Annotated in this window: 13 protein-coding genes; 2 read left to right on the forward strand and 11 right to left on the reverse strand. The window is 66.6% G+C overall.

Annotated elements, in window-relative coordinates:
* Positions 1 to 82: 82 nt before the first annotated feature.
* The 5 genes from ATCM_RS18220 to ATCM_RS18240 all read right to left on the reverse strand — a co-directional run bounded on the left by ATCM_RS18220 (position 83) and on the right by ATCM_RS18240 (position 7,494).
* Entirely contained in the window at positions 83 to 1,321 is a 1,239-nt protein-coding gene (locus ATCM_RS18220; protein ID WP_132865882.1) for an AGE family epimerase/isomerase, read from the reverse strand.
* Entirely contained in the window at positions 1,318 to 2,313 is a 996-nt protein-coding gene (locus ATCM_RS18225; RefSeq protein WP_132865883.1) for a carbohydrate kinase, read from the reverse strand. Before ATCM_RS18225 ends, ATCM_RS18220 begins: the two co-directional genes overlap by 4 nt.
* 211 nt (positions 2,314 to 2,524) lie before the next feature.
* A complete protein-coding gene (fucP, locus tag ATCM_RS18230) occupies positions 2,525 to 3,784 on the reverse strand; it encodes an L-fucose:H+ symporter permease (RefSeq protein ID WP_243694056.1) in 1,260 nt (419 codons plus the stop codon).
* An 87-nt stretch (positions 3,785 to 3,871) separates the two neighbouring features.
* Positions 3,872 to 4,933 carry a LacI family DNA-binding transcriptional regulator gene (locus tag ATCM_RS18235; RefSeq protein WP_132865885.1) on the reverse strand — a complete coding sequence of 354 codons (1,062 nt, stop codon included), beginning with the start codon at positions 4,931 to 4,933 and terminating at the stop codon, positions 3,872 to 3,874.
* A gap of 98 nt (positions 4,934 to 5,031) precedes the next feature.
* Entirely contained in the window at positions 5,032 to 7,494 is a 2,463-nt protein-coding gene (locus ATCM_RS18240) for a GH92 family glycosyl hydrolase (protein ID WP_132865886.1), read from the reverse strand.
* 656 nt (positions 7,495 to 8,150) lie between these two features.
* On the opposite strand from ATCM_RS18240, the gene ATCM_RS18245 reads away from it, so the two are divergent.
* On the forward strand, positions 8,151 to 11,231 hold the full coding sequence (locus ATCM_RS18245) for a TonB-dependent receptor (protein WP_165931218.1): 3,081 nt from the start codon (positions 8,151 to 8,153) through the stop codon (positions 11,229 to 11,231).
* Between the two features lie 398 nt (positions 11,232 to 11,629).
* Here the strand turns inward: ATCM_RS18245 and ATCM_RS18250 are convergent, their stop codons facing one another.
* Both ATCM_RS18250 and ATCM_RS18255 read right to left on the reverse strand, forming a co-directional pair.
* On the reverse strand, positions 11,630 to 12,250 hold the full coding sequence (locus tag ATCM_RS18250; RefSeq protein ID WP_132865887.1) for a glutathione S-transferase: 621 nt from the start codon (positions 12,248 to 12,250) through the stop codon (positions 11,630 to 11,632).
* A gap of 43 nt (positions 12,251 to 12,293) precedes the next feature.
* On the reverse strand, positions 12,294 to 13,151 hold the full coding sequence (locus tag ATCM_RS18255; protein WP_132865888.1) for an NYN domain-containing protein: 858 nt from the start codon (positions 13,149 to 13,151) through the stop codon (positions 12,294 to 12,296).
* Positions 13,152 to 13,285: 134 nt separating this feature from the next.
* On the opposite strand from ATCM_RS18255, the gene ATCM_RS18260 reads away from it, so the two are divergent.
* Entirely contained in the window at positions 13,286 to 14,569 is a 1,284-nt protein-coding gene (locus ATCM_RS18260; RefSeq protein WP_132865889.1) for an NAD(P)/FAD-dependent oxidoreductase, read from the forward strand.
* Between the two features lie 67 nt (positions 14,570 to 14,636).
* Here the strand turns inward: ATCM_RS18260 and ATCM_RS18265 are convergent, their stop codons facing one another.
* The 4 genes from ATCM_RS18265 to ATCM_RS18280 form a co-directional block, all read right to left on the reverse strand.
* Positions 14,637 to 15,038 (reverse strand): GFA family protein, encoded by a 402-nt coding sequence (locus ATCM_RS18265; RefSeq protein ID WP_132865890.1) that lies wholly within the window; start codon positions 15,036 to 15,038, stop codon positions 14,637 to 14,639.
* Between the two features lie 150 nt (positions 15,039 to 15,188).
* A complete protein-coding gene (gene rpoH / locus ATCM_RS18270; protein WP_132865891.1) occupies positions 15,189 to 16,064 on the reverse strand; it encodes an RNA polymerase sigma factor RpoH in 876 nt (291 codons plus the stop codon).
* A gap of 181 nt (positions 16,065 to 16,245) precedes the next feature.
* On the reverse strand, positions 16,246 to 16,974 hold the full coding sequence (gene ung, locus ATCM_RS18275) for a uracil-DNA glycosylase (RefSeq protein WP_132865892.1): 729 nt from the start codon (positions 16,972 to 16,974) through the stop codon (positions 16,246 to 16,248).
* Positions 16,971 to 17,813, reverse strand: coding sequence for a response regulator (locus ATCM_RS18280; protein WP_165931219.1), 843 nt, complete (start codon positions 17,811 to 17,813; stop codon positions 16,971 to 16,973). Before ATCM_RS18280 ends, ung begins: the two co-directional genes overlap by 4 nt.
* Positions 17,814 to 17,819 lie beyond the last annotated feature (6 nt).

The raw sequence follows: 17,819 nt of genomic DNA on the forward strand, positions 1-17,819 counted from the left end.
TCCACGGCGCCGGGGTGCCGCGGCGATTGCCGGTGATGCCCGGACGCCCGCAGTCACGCAGGCGTCCGCTGTTCAGTGCTGCTCAGTGCGCGCCACGCACCACGTTCAACACTTCGTGGCAGGCGCCCATGGTGTGGTAATCGGTCTTGCCGGCCGGGCTCTTCTCGTTGCTGTACTTGCGGTTGTCGGCGTCCAGGATCCGGAACCAGGCACCGTAGGTGTGGTCGACCATGTGTTCCCACGAATACGCCCACAGCCGCTCGTACCACTGCCAGTAGGCATCATCACCGGTGCGCTGGGCCAGCAACGCGGCCGCGGCCAGCGACTCGGCCTGCACCCAGAAGTACTTGTCGTCGTCGCAGACGAAGCTGTCGGTGCCGATCGGCGCACCGTGCATGTCCTGCTGGCGCCGGGCTTCCGGCGCGAAGCCGTAGTACAGGCCACCGCGTGCGGCGTCCCAGGAATTGGCGACCGCCACGTCGAACAGGTGGCGTGCGGTCGGCACCAGCCACTCGGCCTGCACGTGCCGGTCCAGGATCATCAGCAGCTTGGCCCACTCGGTCTGGTGGCCGGGCTGGAAGCCCCACGGACGGAACAGGTGCTTGGGATTGTCTAGGTTGTAATCCCAGTCGATGTTCCACGCGGTGTCGTAGTGCTCCCACACCAGGCCACCGGCCTTGGCCGCCTGGCGGCGGGTCATGTTGTCGGCCAGCTGCAGCGCACGGTCCAGGTAGCGCTGCTCGCCGCTGGCCTCGAACGCGGCCAGCATCGCCTCGCACATGTGCATGTTCGCGTTCTGGCCGCGGTAGCCGGTGAAGTTCCACTGCGCATCGGCCTCGTCGCGGTACAGGCCGTGCGGCGCTTCCCAGAAGTGCCGCTCCAGCAGCTGCCAGGTCTCGTCCATCCATTCCCGGCCCTGCGCGATGCCGGCTTTCAGCGCACAGCTGTAGGCCAGCAGCACGAAGGCCAGGCCGTAGCAGTGGTTCATGTCGTCCTCGACCTTGCCATCGCGCAGGGTCCAGGCGTAGCCGCCGGTGGCCGGGTTGCGGTGCACGTTGCGCAGGTAGTCCACGCCGTGCTTCACCGCGGCCAGGTATTCGGCGTTGCCGAACTCGCGGTAGGCCATCGCATAGTTGAAGACGAAGCGCGTGCTGCTGACCAGGTGGCGATGGCTGGCGTCATACACCGTGCCGTCGTCCAGGTAGTAGTGGAAGAAGCCGCCGTTCGGGTCGATGCAGTGCGGGTGGTAGAACGCCATCGTGCTGGCGATGTGGGCGCGCAGGAACTCCGGCGAGCGGAACGCGGGCGATGCGGTGGTCATGCGGTTTGCTCCTGTTGCTGCAGCAGGTGGTGCACTTCGGCACGGTCGGGCATCGCGGCGAACGCGCCCTTGCGGGTGACCGCCAGCGCGCCGACGGCGGCACCGAAGCGCAGGGTATCGGTGATGGCCTGCGGGTTGGCGCAGAACGCGGCAAAGCCCTGGCCGGACCCCTCGCGCTCGCTCATCGCCACCAGCACGCCGCCGACGAAGGCATCGCCGGCCGCAGTGGTATCCACGGTCGCCACCTTGAAGCTGGGCACCTGGCCATGGCCGTGCCGGGTATGCCATCGCAGCGGCGCGGCGCCGTCGGTGATGATCACCCAACCGGCACGCGCGGCCAGCAGGCGCGCGATCACCCGGGCTTCGCCGTCCTCGCCCAGCGGCGCGGCCAGGTAGTCCAGTTCCTCGCGCGAAAGCTTGACCAGGTCGGCACGCTCCAGCGCCTGCCACAGCCACGGCGTGGGATCGGCATCGGCCGGCCACAGCGCCGGGCGCAGGTTGAGGTCCAGGCTGACCATGGCACCGGCCGCGCGCGCGCGGTCCATGCCGGCGTAGGTGGCCGCGGCAATGGCCGGCTCGGTCAGGCTGTTGGAGCAGACGTGGAAGCAGGCCGTCCCGTCGAAGCAGGCCGGCACGAAGTGCTCGTCACGGAACAGCAGGTCCGCCGCCGGCGGGCGATAGAAGCTGAAGCTGCGCTCGCCCGCGGCATCCAGCGCCACGAACGCCAGCGCGGTCTTGGCCGCATCGGTACGCACCACGCAGTCGGTCGCCACGCCGGCCTGCGCCAGGCTCTCGGCGAGGAAGTCACCAAACATGTCGCGGCCCAGCATGCCGGCGAAATGGCTGCTGGCACCCAGCCGCGCGGCGGCCACCGCGACGTTGGCCGGCGCGCCACCGGCGTACTGCAGGAACGCGCGCGGGGTATCCGGCGTGGCCGGCGGCTGCGCGAGTAGATCGATCAAAATTTCGCCGAAACAAACAATCTTGCCCATCTGGCCTCAGTCTCCTTGGGCGATGACGGCGGCGGGCGACATGCCCGTCCTGCCATGGGATAGCGGATGGCCGCACTGCGGCACGGAACCTTCGTCACCGGACCACGCGCCGGCAACGGAGGTGTAGGGGAAACCTGGCCCTGCCCCGTCCTGCCGGGTGCCGGAGCGGTTGGCGCACGGGGGTGGCATGCGGGGAGTACTCATGGCTGGCTCATGCGGCCCCAGTGGCGGCCGCGCCGCGGCGGGCACCGAACAGGCCATAGAAGATGATGTAGCCGTAGCACAGCAGCGGCAGCACGAACGAATGGTGCAGACCGATGCGATCCGCCAGCTGGCCCTGCAGGTACGGCACGATCGCACCACCGACGATGGCCATGATCAGCAGGCTCGAACCCTTGCTGGTCAGCGGCCCCAGGCCCTCGATGCTGAGCGCGAAGATGGTCGGGAACATGATCGAGTTGAACAGGCCAATGCAGATCAGGCTGTACACGGCAGTCATGCCGGTGTTGCTCACGGTGGTCACCAGCAGCGCGATGTTCACCGCCGCGAACAATGCCAGCAGCTTGCGCGGTGACAGTTTCACCATCAGCGCCGCGCCGGTGAACCGGCCCACCATGGCAAGGAACCAGTATGCCGACAGATAGTTGGATGCCTGCGCCTCGGTGATGCCACCAATCTCAGGCAACGAGAAGTAGTTGACCATCAGGCTGCCGATCGCCACTTCCGCACCCACGTAGAAGAAGATGCCGAGCACGCCCAGCACCAGGTGGCGGTGCCGCAGAACGTCGCTCCACGAATGATGGCTTTCATCGGCCTTCTCGGTGGTCTCGGTGAGCCTGGGCAGGCGGAACAGGAACACGAACACCGCCAGCAGGAACAGGAAGATGCCCAAGCCCAGATAGGGCCCCTGCACCGCACTGGCCTCGTGGGCGAAGTACGCCGCGCGCTCGGCGTCCGGCAGCACCGCGATCTGGTCGGTGGTCTTGACCGTGTTGGACAGGATCAGCACGCCACCGAAGTACGGCGCCAGCGTGGTGCCCAGCGAGTTCATCGCCTGCGCCAACGTCAGCCGGCTGGAACTGGTGCGCTCCGGGCCCAGCAGCGCCACGTACGGGTTGGCCGCCACCTGCAGCACGGTAATGCCGGTGGCCAGCACGAACAGCGCGGTCAGGAACGCGCCATAGACACGCAATTCCGCCGCCGGCCAGAAACCGATGGCACCGATGCCGGCGATCACCAGCCCGATCACGATGCCCTGCTTGTAGCCCACGTGCGCCACCAGCCGACCGGCCGGCAAGGACATCAGGAAATACGCACCGAAGAAGGTGAACTGCACCAGCATCGCCTGCGCGAAGTTGAGCTGGAACACGCTCTTCAGGTGCGGGATCAGGATGTCATTGAGGCAGGTCAGGAAGCCCCACATGAAGAAGATCGTGGTGACCACCGCCAGCGCCACCTTGGTGTTGACCACCGGTGCTGCAGCTGTGGATCTCAGCGGGGATGGAGGAAGTGTCGGCATGGGAAGGCGCCTTGCGGTGGATGCGGTGGAAGGGGGCGGTCAGCGTGGCAACGCCGCGCTGCTCTCACGGACACGCAGCTGCACCGGCGCGACCACGCGCATCGGAGCCGCGTCAGGGTTGTCCAGGCGCTGCAGCAACAGCGACGCCGCCTGCCGGCCACGCTCGCGCGGGTCGGCGGTCAGCGTGGTCAGCGGCGGGACCGCCACCGATGCTTCGGAGATGTCGTCGAAACCGGTCACCGCGAAGTCGGCGCCGGGACGGATGCCACGCGAGGTCAGGCCCAGCATCAGGCCGAGGGCGACGGTGTCGTTGTAGCAGACCGCGGCGCTGGGACGCTGGCCACCCTCGAACAGCTCGCCGGTGCGTGCGGCGGCCTCCAGGCGGTTCGGTGCCGATTCGATCAGCCAGTCCTGGCGCAGATCCAGGCCTGCTTCGGACAGCGCGCGCTGGTAACCGATGCGGCGCTGGTGGCACGAGCTCGACGCGGCATGCCCGCCGAAGAAGGCGATGTCGCGATGGCCCTGCTCGATCAGGTGACGGGTGGCCAGGTAGGCACCGTTCTGGTTGTCCATGGTCAGGAAGTCCCAATCGGCGCCTTCCAGCTCGCGGTTGAACAGCAGCACGTTGGCGTTGACGCCGAGCACCTGGCGCAGCGCCTGGGTGTCGCTGCCTTCGGCCGGCGACAGGATGAAGCCGGTCGGGGTGTGTTCCATCAGCGTGGACAGCACCGCCTGCTGCCGGGCCGGCGACTCGGAGGTGCTGCCCAGCAGCGTGACATACCCCTTCTCGCCCAGGGCTTCGTCCACGCCGGAGGCGAATTCGGCGAAGAACGGGTTGGACAGGTCGTTGATCACCAGCGCGATCGAGGAGGAGGTGCGGCGACGCAGGTTGGCGGCGGTGCGGTTGTATACGTAGCGCTGGCGACGCAGCTCCGCCTCCACCTTGGCGCGCGTGTCCACGTTGACCAGCGGGCTGCCACGCAGCACCAGCGACACCGTCGCACGTGACACGCCCACCGCCTGGGCGATGTCGGTCACGGTCACCGCACGTTTTGCTTCCTTGCCGGCGCGCTGGCTGGCGGCGGGTTTCTTATCGTTCATGACTCAGGCTGACGGCTCGATTCGCGAGAATCCTAAAGGATCGGGGCAGCGCGTCGACGCGCCCTGCCCGGACCCACTGGCAACGGCGTCGCAGCAGCTCACTTCATTTCACTGCCCGGCGTGGCGCAATAGGACACCGGCAGATCCGCAATGGCCGTACCCCAGCCCTGCGTCGGAACGTCTTCGCCCAGCTGGAACTCCACCGTCCCACCCTTGCTCAGCCGCTCCCAGTCGAGCCACACCGTGTTGAGCGGCTTGCCCTCGAACTGGACGGCGTGAATGTACTGCAAGCGATTCGCATCGGCACGCTGTGCCCTCAGCTGCAGTCGCTTTCCGTTGCCGAGATTGATTTCAGCGCTGGAAAACCGCGGCGCATGCAGCAGGAACTGTCCCGTACCCGGCACCGCCGGATACAGCCCCAGGGCACTGAACAGATACCAGGCCGACATCGTGCCCAGGTCGTCGTTGCCGGTCACGCCGTTGGGCGCGTTGGTGAACAACTGCTGCGCGGCGCGCACCACGGTGGCCGTCTTCCACGGCTGGCCGATCAGCGTGTACATCCACGGTGCATGCAGGTCCGGTTCGTTGTTGGGGTTGTAGCGATACTGGTTGTAATAGCTGTACGGCCCGACCACCCATTCCTTGCGCGCGGCGGTCTGCGGCGACTTGAGCAGTTCGTCATAGGCGAAGAACGCATCCAGCCGGCGACCGGCCTCCTCGCGGCCATGCATCGCCGTCACCAGGCCCGGGATGTCCTGCTGCGCCAGCCACTGGTACTGCCAGGCGGTGCCTTCGTGGAAGCCATGCTGCGAGCGCGGGCTGTAATGGCCATCGGCCGGCGTGTACCACTGGCCGCCTTCGGCGCGCGGACGCGGGAAGCCACTGAAGCCGGCCTCGGCATCACGCACGTCGGCGTCCCACACCTTGTGCCAGTTGCCGCCACGGGCGCGCAGCACCTGCGCATCGTCGGCATGGCCCAGGCCATCGGCCATCTGTGCCAGCGCGCAATCGGCCAAGGCGTATTCCAGCGTGGCCGAGCCGCCGTGGTGCGGGTCCACGTCCATGCCCCTGGACGGGAATGCGCGGTCATAGGCGACATACCCGTCGGCAAGATAGGTGGCATTGCCCGAGCGGCCGGCATGGCGCGAGTTGATCGGCGGCATCGAGAACGCATTGCGACGCAGTGCAGTCCAGGCCTCGGCCTCGCGGCCGGTCAATGCACCGAAACGCCACAGGTCGACCAGGAACGGCGTCACCGGGTCACCGGTCATCACGTTGGTCTCGAAGTTGGCGTAGCCCCAGCGCGGCAGCCAACCACCCTGCGCATCGATGGCCAGCAAGCTGCGCGCGATGTCCCGTGCCACGTCCGGGCGGGTCAGCGCCAGCCACTGGTTCTGCGAGCGGTAGGTGTCCCACAGCGAGAAGTACTCGTAGTAGGTCCAGCCATCGGCACGGTGGATCGCATCGTCGTAGCCGCGATAGCGCCCATCGGCGTCACTGCCGGTCATCGGCTGCAACAGCGCGTGGTACAGCGCGGTGTACAGCACCACGCGGTCATCGGCACTGGCGCCCTGGACGCGCACGCTGTCCAACTGCTCACGCCAACTCTGCTGCGACAGCGCGCGCATGCGGTCAAAGCCGAGCAGGCGGTCGCCCTGCTTGCCGTCGGCGCGCAGGTTGTTGCGCGCGCCCTCGGCGTCCACGTGCGAGATCGCGCTGGTGGCGGTCACGCTGCGACCGTCGGCCAGGTCGAAGCTCAGCCAGGCGCCGTTGGGCTTGAGTTCGCCTTCCATGCTGTGTCGCGCATCGGGAAGGCCGCCGTTCTCGCCCCAGGTGCCATGCGCCTTGAACGGGCGGTCGAACTCGATGCGGAACCACGTCGTGTACTGGTGTCCGCCGCAAAAGCTCTTGGTCACCAGCTTGCCCTCCACCGCGCGGTCGCCGACCACGTCGACGACGCTGCCGATGACCGAATGGCGCTCGTTGGCCTGGCCGACGTTGACCAGCACATGGCCCAGCCCGCTGCCGGCGGTGAACGTATACCGCTCGGCCGCGGCACGGGTGCGCGCGGTGGTCTCCACGTCGATGCCGCCGTAGTCGGTCAGGCGCACCTTGTAGTAGCCGGCCTGGCCCACTTCGCCGTCGTGCGCATAGGCCGAGGCGTAGCTCTTGTGGTCGAAGCGCTTGGCATCGCGGGTGTCGAAGTCGCCGCCCGGACCGATGCTGCCGGTCACCGGCAGGACCGAGACCTGCCCGCCCTGTTCCCAGCAGCCGGCGCCGGAGATGAAGGAGTGGCCAAAGCCGCGGATCTTCTCGTCGTCGTAGCGCCAGCCCGAGTAGTGGCTGCCGATCGGGCTGACCTGGATCAGGCCGAACGGGGCCGACGCCCCCGGGAACGTATTGCCGTCGTCCTTGCTGCCGATGAAGGTGTTGACCTCGCGCTCCAGCGCCACCGGCGCGGCCTGCAGCAGCGGGACCACGGACAAGGCCAGCACGCAGGCCAGGCGCGCCAGCGGCCGTGGCCGGATCAGGCGGGAGGAAACAGACGGCAATCGGCTCATGCGATGGATCCTTTGGGTCGATGTCGGTACGGCGTCGTCAGGTTGGCCCGGCCGAAGCCGGGCCTGTGAGGCCGGCCCGTCCGTCGGCAGGACGGGGGAGAGAGTCGGCCTCAACAAGCGGGCAGGCGGCTGCCGAAGGACAAGGCCAGCGGCGGCGATCAGGTGGACAACGGCATCGATCAGCTGCCGATCAGCCCGCCAGGAAGGCAGGAAAACCAGCATTTCAATCGGTGCAGGTCCGCCCTCCTGCAAATTTAGATCGATTTAAGTAAAACACGAGATTTTCTGGACTTGCATTCTGCGGCGCACCATTGCGCCTGCGGATCGCCCCACGCCTCACCCGGTGCCCGCCCCCTCCCGGACCGGACGCCCCTGACCTGAGCCCCCTGCCGCGACATCGGCCCGGACGGCCGGGCCCGGCTCATATTGCGCAGCAGCATGCGTCGCACCCGGCTGCTGTGGTAAAAATTTGCCGCCAATCGTTTAGATCGATCCAAATGACTCGGTCGCGATTGCCTGATCGTGAAAGGCGCAAAGGACCGAGGCAACGCCACGGGCAACACCTGCAACGTCAAAAAGAAATCGGCTTCAAAAATTAGATCGATTCAAGTTTCCGTATCAGCTACCAGTTCAATCCAGGAGAGGGAGAGAGTGGAATGAAACAGATCACCCGCATGCAGGGCCGCGACACATTGTCCGCCGCCATTGCCGCTGCATTGTTCGCCATCGCGATCGCACCGGGCGCGGCGTTCGCACAACAGGCTGCCACGCAGCCCGACGCCACCACGCTGGACAGCGTGACCGTCACCGGTTACCGCTACGCCATCGAGAAGAGCCTGGAACAGAAGCGTGACGCCAACGCCGTGGTCGAGGTGATCACCGCCGAGGACGTGGGCAAGTTCCCCGACAAGAACGTCGCCGACGCGCTGCAGCGCGTGCCCGGCGTGATCATCACCCGCAGCGGCGGCGAAGGTAAGAACGTCAGCGTGCGCGGCCTGTCCTCGGAGCTGACACTTACCGAGTTGAACGGCAACTACGTGGCCACCGCCGAATCCAACGGCGACCCCACCCGTTCGTTCAATTACACGCTGCTGCCGTCGAACATGCTGGGCAGCGCCGAGCTGTTCAAGTCGCCGGAAGCCCGCATCGACGAAGGCGGCATCGGCGGCACGGTGATCCTGCACACGCGCCGCCCGCTGGACATGGAAGCCAACACCGGCTTCGTCTCGGTTGAAGGCACCTGGGCAGACACCACCGAGAAGGCCGACGGCCAGCTCTCCGCCTCCTACGCCTGGCATGACAAGGACGACCGCTTCGGCGTGTTCGTCGGTTATACCGACCAGAAGCGCACCACTCGCACCCTGGGCGCCAGCACCGAAGGCTGGTCCTGGTATGGCCGTGACGAAGGCGGCACTGCGGTTGACGTCAACGGCAACCCCTCCGACTTCAACTCCAACTGGTGGGGCGGCACTGGCTTCTACGACCAGAGCGGCAAGTACTACACCGGCTTCATGATGCCCACCTCGGTGAACCTCGACGTCAAGGACGAGAAGCGCGAGCGCAAGGGCGGCCAGATAACGCTCCAGTTCAAGCCGCTGGACAACCTCACCCTGACCGCGAACTACTTCCGCTTCGACCTGTCGCAGGACTCCCAGACCCACACCATCAAGGTGCCGGAATGGAACATCGCCCGCTACTGGGGCGACGGCAACTGGGCCGGCGGGCGCCTGCTCGATGGGCTGACCATGGACCCGAGCGGCACCATCGTCACCGGCGCCGACTACAGCCGGCACCCGGGCAAGACCTATTACTGCAGCGAGGACGAGGCCGCGGCCGGCGGCATGGCGCCTGGTGGCTGGGGTTCTGACGACTGCACCGTGCCGACCCCGCAGATCACCGGCAGCTACAACCTCGAAAAGGCACTGTCGCAGACCGCCGATTTCTCCGCCGAATGGCGCGGCGAGTCGGTCGACGTCGCCTTCAAGGGCGGGCGCACCTGGGCCAAGGGCGGCCCGTCGCTGCAGTTCTCGGTGCCACTCAAGCCGCGCAGCCAGAATGCGGACGGCAGCTGGAACCTGGGCAACCTGGCCAGCGCCTGGAGCCTGGCCGGCACGCCGTCGATGGCGTTCTCGCCGGAACTGATGCAGAACCTGAAGAACGGCATCCTGCAGGTTGACCTGGGCTCCACCGGCTCGTCGTGGACGCGCAACACCAACGAGCAGAAGTACGCCCAGATCGACACCACCTGGCACAACGACAGCGGCTTCCTGGAATCGCTGCAGTTCGGCGTCAAGTACCGTGACGGCGGCATCCACCGCAGCACCGGCAACAGCTACTGGGCCTGCCCCGGCACCGATGCCAGCGACTACGAGAACCGCTACTGGAACGGCGGCTGCAACGACCTCGCCCTGCAGTTCTCGCCCGACTTCATCTACGGCATGGGCAACCTGGCAGGCGGCATCAATGCAAGCGCGTTCCCGGCCATCAACTACCCCGCCTACATCTCGTACCTGAACAAGACCTACGGGGGGATGCAGACCCGCAACGAGGACAACTTCGTCTACAACGTGGACGAAAAAATCTACTCCACCTACCTGCAGGCCAACTTCCGCACCGAGCGCCTGCGCGGCAACGTCGGCGTGCGCGTGGTCAGCACCCGCCAGCATGCCGACTCCACCGACAAGGTCACCTCGTACAACGATTACTTCTACGACGATGCCAATGGCAACCCGCTGGCCTGCCAGGCCGGCGACACGGTGCCCGGCGCCGCACCCGCACGTACCTACTGCGGCACCGAGGGCTATTGGCGCCTCTCCGACAGCGAAGCGCGCGCCGAGTCGTTCGCGGTCAGCGGCCTGGACCGCAACTACACCGACGTGCTGCCCAGCTTCAACCTGGCTTATGACCTGACCGAGAACCTGTTGCTGCGTGCAGCAGCCTCCAAGGTGATCGCGCGCCCGAGCTACAGCAACATCGCCGCACCGGGCAGCCTGGAATACTTCAGCCCCGAATACGTCAACGACCGCCGCCTCACCGGTGGTGCCAGTGAGCAGGGCTGGTACGGTTCTGGCAGCAACAAGAATCTGGAAGCCTACAAGGCCACCCAGTACGACATCGGCGTGGAGTGGTACTTCCACCCCGGATCGGTGCTGGGCCTGGGCCTGTTCCGCAAGGACGTCAGCAACTTCTCGGTACCGGTGGTGCAGGACGTCACGCAGAACGTCGGCGGCCAGACCGTCGTCGTGCAGAACTACTCCACCACGGCCGGCGGTCGTGACGCGGTGTCGCAGGGTCTGGAGTTCTACGCCCAGCACACGCTGGATTTCGGCCTGGGCTTCCAGGCGAACTACACCTGGAACGACACCAACGAAGCGGCGATCACCCTGGAAGACGGCACCCAGATCGGCAAGTCGCCGCTGGTTGGCAGCGCCGAGAACCAGGCCAACTTCACCGTGTTCTATGAAGTGGAAAAACTGCTGCTGCGCGCCTCGTGGAACCGTCGCGGCGAAGTGGTGCAGGGCCTGGTCAGCGGCCTGAACCTCTACCAGGAGCCCTACCAGCAGATCGATCTGAACGCCGCGTACAACATCACCCCGGCGCTGAGCCTGAGTGCCTCGGTATTGAACCTGACCAAGGAAGAGACGCGCACCCACCTGGGCAACGACACCAAGGCCCGTTTCTACTCCAACGGTTACGCGGGCCGTGTCGTCTACTTCGGCGTGAACTGGAAGTTCTAAGCCTCACCCCTCCGCGCTGGGCGCGCGGGGCGCTCCTCCACGGCAGTCGCGCTGGTACCGGGCGGCTGCCGTTTCTTTTTCAGGAAGGGAAAGCACGAAGAGCAGCCAACGCCAGCAAACCGCTTTGGCTTTGGACTTGGCTTTGGCTTTGGACTTGGCTTTGGCTTTGGCTTTGGACCTGGCTTTGGCTTTGGACCTGGCTTTGGAATTTCCCTTCTCCCGCTGGCGGGGGAAGGTGCCCGGAGGGCGGATGGGGGCGCTGTTGCGGTTGCTCTTCAACCGAGGCCAACAGCAGCACCTCGTCCTCGCGGAAAGCAACACCGAAAGCTGGCCTCACCCCAGCCCCTCTCCCGCAAGAAACGGGAGAGGGGCCCCAGGAAAAGCCCAAGGCCGCGCGCTCAGGTCAACGCCGTCATCACCGCCGCCCGATACGCCGGGCGCGCCTTCAACCGCGCATACCACGCCTCCAGATGCGGTAGATCCGGCCGCTGGATGGGCATCTCGAACCATGCATAGGCAAACGCGCCCAGCGGGATGTCGCCCATCGCGAACTGCTCGCCGGACAGCCACGGCAGTCGTGCAAGCTCGGCGTCGGCCAGCTTCAACAGCTCGCCACAACGCTGCAACGCGGCCGCGATGCGTACTTCATCGCGATCGGCCGGCGCGGTCCGCACCACGCCCCAGAATAGGTCGCGGAACGCCACCGCGAAGCTGGAGATGGTCCAGTCCATCCACTTCTCGCTCTGCGCGCGCGCGGCGGCATCTTCCGGATACAACGTGCCCAGCGCGTAACGTGCGCTCAGGTAGCGCACGATGGCGTTGGACTCCCACACCGGCAGGCCGTTGTCCTCGATCACCGGTACCAGCCCGTTTGGGTTCATCGCCAGGTAGTCCGGCGACTGGGTGCCACCAAACGCGCCGCCGACCTCGATCGATTCGTACGGCAGGCCGATCTCCTCGGCACACCACAGCACCTTGCGCACATTGCTTGAATTGCGCCGACCCCAGATCTTCAACATCCGCTTGCTCCGTTGTATTCGCTTTGCATCATTGAACTGATTGTCACGGCTTCGCCTCGGCCCGCTTCGTACTTGCCTTGCTTACCTTGTTCGCCTTGCGCGGCGCTGCACGCACGGCCGACGACTTGCCGTCCTTCTTGACCTCGAATAACCCGGTCGCCTTCATCAGGTCGCTCAACTTGCGATAACCGTAGTTGCGCGAATCGAACGAAGCGCGGTTGGCAATCTGGTTGCCCACCGCGCTGAGCATCGCCCAGCCCTGTTCGTCGGCGGCAGCTTCCACCGCGCCGCGCAGCAGGTTGATCAGGCGCGTGTCACCGCGCAACTCGCCGCTGGAACGCGGCGTGATCGGGGCCGCTTCCGGGGGCGCTGCATTCGGCGCGCCCTCGCCGGCATTGGCCGCGGCCGGCACCGGCGCGGCCGCCACGGGCTCCGCGCTCGGCTCATGCGGCTCGGAGCGATCATTGCCCAGGGCTTCCAGGTAGATGAACTTGGAGCAGGCGTTGACGAAGGCCACCGGCGTTTTCTGCTCGCCGAAGCCGTACACCTTCACGCCGTCGGTCAGCAGCCGCATCACCAGCGGCGTGAAGTCCGCATCGCTGGACACGATCGCAAACCCGTCCAGGTTGCGTGCGTACAGCAGGTCCATCGCATCGACCACCATCGCCATGTCCGAGGCGTTCTTGCCCTTGGAATAGGCGAACTGCTGGATCGGCCGGATCGCGAACTCATGCAGCACGTGCTCCCAGCCCTTCAGGCGCGGGTTCTTCCAGTCGCCATAGGCACGGCGCACGTTGGCCACGCCAAAGGCCGCCACCTCGACCAGGATTTCATCGATCTTCGATGCAGGCGCGTTGTCGGCATCGATCAACAAGGCAATCCGCTTCTCCGGCTCGGACATGACACAGCTCCATGACGAAAGGCTGAGCCGCAGTATCGGCCATCTATGTTGTCCGCACATCACATGACATCATCGACAGCGCCCGTTGCCCCCACCAATGGCCGGCCCGATGCCGGTCTTTCTGGAGAACGTACATGCCACACGACCCAGTCCCCCACCTGGTCATCGTCGGCGGCGGCTTTGCCGGTCTCTGGGCCACCCGTGCCCTGGCCAAGGCCCGTCTGCGCATCACCCTGATCGACCGCCGCAACCATCACCTGTTCCAGCCACTGCTCTACCAGGTCGCCACCGCCGGGCTGTCCTCGCCGGATATCGCCGCACCACTGCGCCACATCCTGCGCCGGCAACGCAATGTCGACGTGCGCCTGGGCGAGGTCATCGCCATCGACAAGCAGCACCGCGAAGTCGTGCTGGGCGACGGCACCCGTGTCGGTTATGACCTGCTGATGGTCGCCAGCGGTGCCACCCACGCCTATTTCGGCCACGACGAGTGGGCCGGCGACGCGCCGGGCCTGAAGACGCTGGACGATGCCCTGCTGCTGCGGCGCAAGCTGCTGCTGGCCTTCGAGCGTGCCGAGGCCGAGAACGACCCGGAGAAGAAAGCCGCCTGGCTCAGCTTCGCGGTGGTCGGCGCTGGCCCCACGGGCGTGGAACTGGCCGGCACCCTGGCCGAGATCGCCCGGCACACCTTGCGCAACGAGTTCCGCCACATCGACCCCGCGTCGGCACGGGTGCGCCTGGTCGAGGCCGGGCCGCGGGTGCTGTCCAGTTTCCCGGAACGCCTGTCGCAGAAGGCGCGCGAGCAGTTGGAACGGCTCGGCGTGGAGGTGCTGACCGGCACCCCGGTCAATGACATCAACGCCTTCGGTTTCCAGCTCGGCGACGTGCACGTGCCCGCGCGCACCGTGGTGTGGGCCGCCGGCGTGGCCGCCTCGCCTCTGGCGCGCACGCTGGACGTGCCACTGGACCGCGCCGGCCGCGTGCAGGTACAGCCGGATCTGACCGTCCCCGGCCATCCGGAGATCTTCGTCGCCGGTGACCTGGCCGCGCTGCTGCAGGACAACGGCCGCCCGGTGCCCGGCGTGGCGCCGGCCGCCAAGCAGATGGGGGCCTACGTCGCCCAGGTGATCCGTGCACGCCTGGACGGTGCCTCGCCCCCTGCCCCGTTCCGCTACAACGACCAGGGCAACCTGGCCACGATCGGACGCATGGCCGCCATCGTGCACATGGGCAAGCTGCAGTTGTCCGGTGTGCTGGCGTGGTGGTTCTGGCTGGCCGCGCACGTGTTCTTCCTGATCGGCTTCCGCAACCGCCTGGTGGTGCTGCTCAACTGGGGCGTGGCGTACTGGAGCTACCAGCGCAGCGCGCGCATCATCCTGGGCAACCCCTACGACGACCGGAAGCCCGATCCCCGGTAGAGCGGAGCCGTGCCCCGCCGTGCATCATCGACAACCCCGTGCCGGGCATCGCCCGGCACGGCCCGGTTCATTGCCCGGCAGCGAACTGCTCGAACACCTGCTTGCCGGTCAGCGTCGGCGTGTCATTGGCCAATGCGTAGAACGGCGGCTTCTCGTCGATGAAGATCTGGCTGACCAGCTCCAGCGGTGCCTGCTGGAACAGCCCTGCCGACACGAAGTACTCCCCGTCAGGCACCAGCCGGTAGAACAGGTGGGTGCCGCAGTCGCCGCAGAAGCCGCGCTCGGCCCATTCCGAGGAACGGTAGCGCCGTGGTTCGGCGCCGTTGAACCGCACCTTGTCATCGCAATGCACCGCGAAGAACGGCCCGCCGGACCAGCGCCGGCACATGCTGCAATGACACAGGCCGATCTGCACGTGCGCGTCACCGGCAATCACTTCGATCGCGCCACACAGGCAAGTACCTTTCATCGTTCTCTCCCTCCAGGATGCAAGCGCGGAATCTACACCGTCGCGCCGGGCCACGCTCGGCCGGGAGCTTCACCGGAAGAGTCCGCCCGCACCAACGCCCACGAAAAAGCCCGGGTTTCCCCGGGCTTTTCGGTGCACCTCAACGCCTGATCAGGCGGCGAACAGTGCCTTCATCTTCTTCAACGCGTTCGCCTCGATCTGGCGGATGCGCTCGGCCGACACGCCGTACTCGTCGGCCAGCTCCTGCAGCGTCACCTTGCTGTCGGCATCCAGCCAGCGGCGGGCGATGATGTCACGCGAACGCTGGTCCAGCTTGGCCAGGCCTTCGCGCAGCAGGCTCAGCTGGTTGTCCTCGCTGTCCTCGCGCTCATAGGCCTGCGACGGGTCTTCATCGCGTGCGACCAGGTAGGCGGCCGGCGACGGCGGTGCATGGTCGTCGTCCTCGTCGGACGGCGCATCGAAACCGACGTCACGACCGGACAGGCGCGACTCCATCTCCCTCACTTCACGCTCGGAGACGTTCAGGTCCTTGGCGACGGCGCTGACTTCGGCAGCGTTCATCCAGCCCAGGCGGGTCTTGGACTTGCGCAGGTTGAAGAACAGCTTGCGCTGCGCCTTGGTCGTGGCGACCTTGACGATGCGCCAGTTCTTCAGGATGAACTCGTGCATCTCGGCACGGATCCAATGCACGGCGAAGGACACCAGGCGCACGCCCATTTCCGGGTCGAAGCGCTTGACCGCCTTCATCAGGCCGATGTTGCCTTCCTGGATCAGGTCGCCCAGCTGCAGGCCGTAGCCGTTGTAGCCACGGGCCACGTGCACGACGAAGCGCAGGTGCGAATGCACCAGCTCGCGCGCGGCATCCAGGTCCTGCTCGTCGCGGAAACGACGCGCCAGTTCCTGTTCCTCATCGACCGACAGCACCGGGATCTGGTGCACGGCACCGATGTAGGCATCCAGCGAGCCGAGCGCACTGGGAATCGGGAGATTGTTTGCCACAAGGGCAGTGGAGGTATGCAGGCTCATAGTGTCCCAATCTTAGCAGTCAGAACTATTGGACTGACCGGTACAGAAAAAGTTCCAGCATTCTGTTTTTGGCACGACACCCGGCCTTCAGCCTGAATAGGTGCCACAAACAGCTGCTTTCCCCATTCCCCACACCCTACCAGAGCAGGCATCTCAGTCAAATGACAGGGAGCACGCTGATTCAGCCGCCAGCGAGCGCGGCGTCGAGCACCGCCCGCGGTGGCAGGCCCCAGTCGATCGGGGCCTGCCCGCGGCGCTGCAGGTAGTCGTTGGCCTGGGAGAAATGGCGGCAGCCCAGGAAGCCGCGGTGGGCCGACAGCGGGGAGGGATGCGGGGCCTTGAGCACGCGGTGGCGGCGGGTATCGATCACCTTGCCCTTCTGCTGGGCGTAGCTGCCCCACAGCAGGAACACCAGGCCCTCGCGCTCGCGGTTGAGCACGTCCACCACATGATCGGTGAAGCCTTCCCAGCCGCGCCCCTGGTGGGCCCCGGCCTTGCCCTCCTCCACCGTCAGCACGGCGTTGAGCAGCAGCACGCCCTGCTTCGCCCACGGGACCAGGCAGCCGTGGTCCGGGCGCTGGATGCCCAGGTCGGCCTCGATCTCCTTGTAGATGTTCAGCAGTGACGGCGGCACCGGCACGCCCGGCGGCACCGAGAAGCTCAGCCCATGCGCCTGACCATGGCCGTGGTATGGGTCCTGGCCAAGGATGACCACCTTGGCCTGCTCGAACGGGGTGGCGTCGAAGGCGGCGAAGATCTGCGGGCCCGGCGGGAACACGTGCGCGCCGGCCGCCTTGCGCTGGCGCAGGAAGGCCGACAGTTCGCGCATCTCCGGACGCAGCAGCCAGTCGCCGATCTGTGCCTTCCAGCTCGGCTCGAGCTGGATCTGCGCCGCCTGCTCCGGGTTCACAGCGTCACCGCCGGCTGGGCCATGCGCGCCAGCCGGAGCTGGAACAGCACCTTGGTCACCAGCAGGCGTTCTTCGATGGGCTTCTGCACCAGGTCGTTGGCCCCGGACTGCAGCAGCGCCGACTGGTTGTGCGGGTTGCCGTCGCCGGTCATCACCAGCACCGGCAGGCGGCGCTTGCCGTAGCCGAAATCGATGCGGATCCGCTCGACCACGTCACGCCCGCTCAACTCGCCCTTCAGGGTCACGTCGGTCAGCACCAGGTCGATCTCGCGCTGGGTGCGGCCCAGCGATTCGGCGGTCAGCAGCGAGAACGCATCCTCGGCGGTGAGCACATGCACCACGTGCAGGTCGTGCCGCTCCAGCATGCGCTTGGTCGCCTCGGCCACCACGCGGCTGTCCTCCACGTACAGCACGGTCGCATCCGGCACCGGCTCGGGTTGCACGTAGCCACGGATGAAGGCCGCCAACGCCTCGTGGCCCAGCGACTTGTCGAAATAGTCGGTGACGTATTCGGTGAAACGGCGCTGCTCCAAGTGCTGCTGGGCGTCACCAGACACCACGATCACCGGCACGTAGGCCTGCCCGGCGGCGTCGCGCACGCTGCGCGCCAGGGTCAAGCCGTCGCCATCGGGCAGGGCCAGCGAGGTGGTGACCAGATGCACCGGGCCAGCCGCCAGCGCGGCGCGGGCCTCGGCGATGCTGGCGCACCCCACCACCTCCACGTCGGGCAGCTCGCGCGTGAGCACATCGCTGATCAGGCGCCGCACCAGTTTTGAGCCATCGACCACCATCACCCGGGGGGCGTCGCTGATCAGATGCTTGAGTTCGTGCTTCGCCATGCCTGC

The sequence above is a fragment of the Stenotrophomonas sp. ATCM1_4 genome (assembly GCF_004348115.1).
Taxonomy (GTDB): domain Bacteria; phylum Pseudomonadota; class Gammaproteobacteria; order Xanthomonadales; family Xanthomonadaceae; genus Stenotrophomonas; species Stenotrophomonas capsici.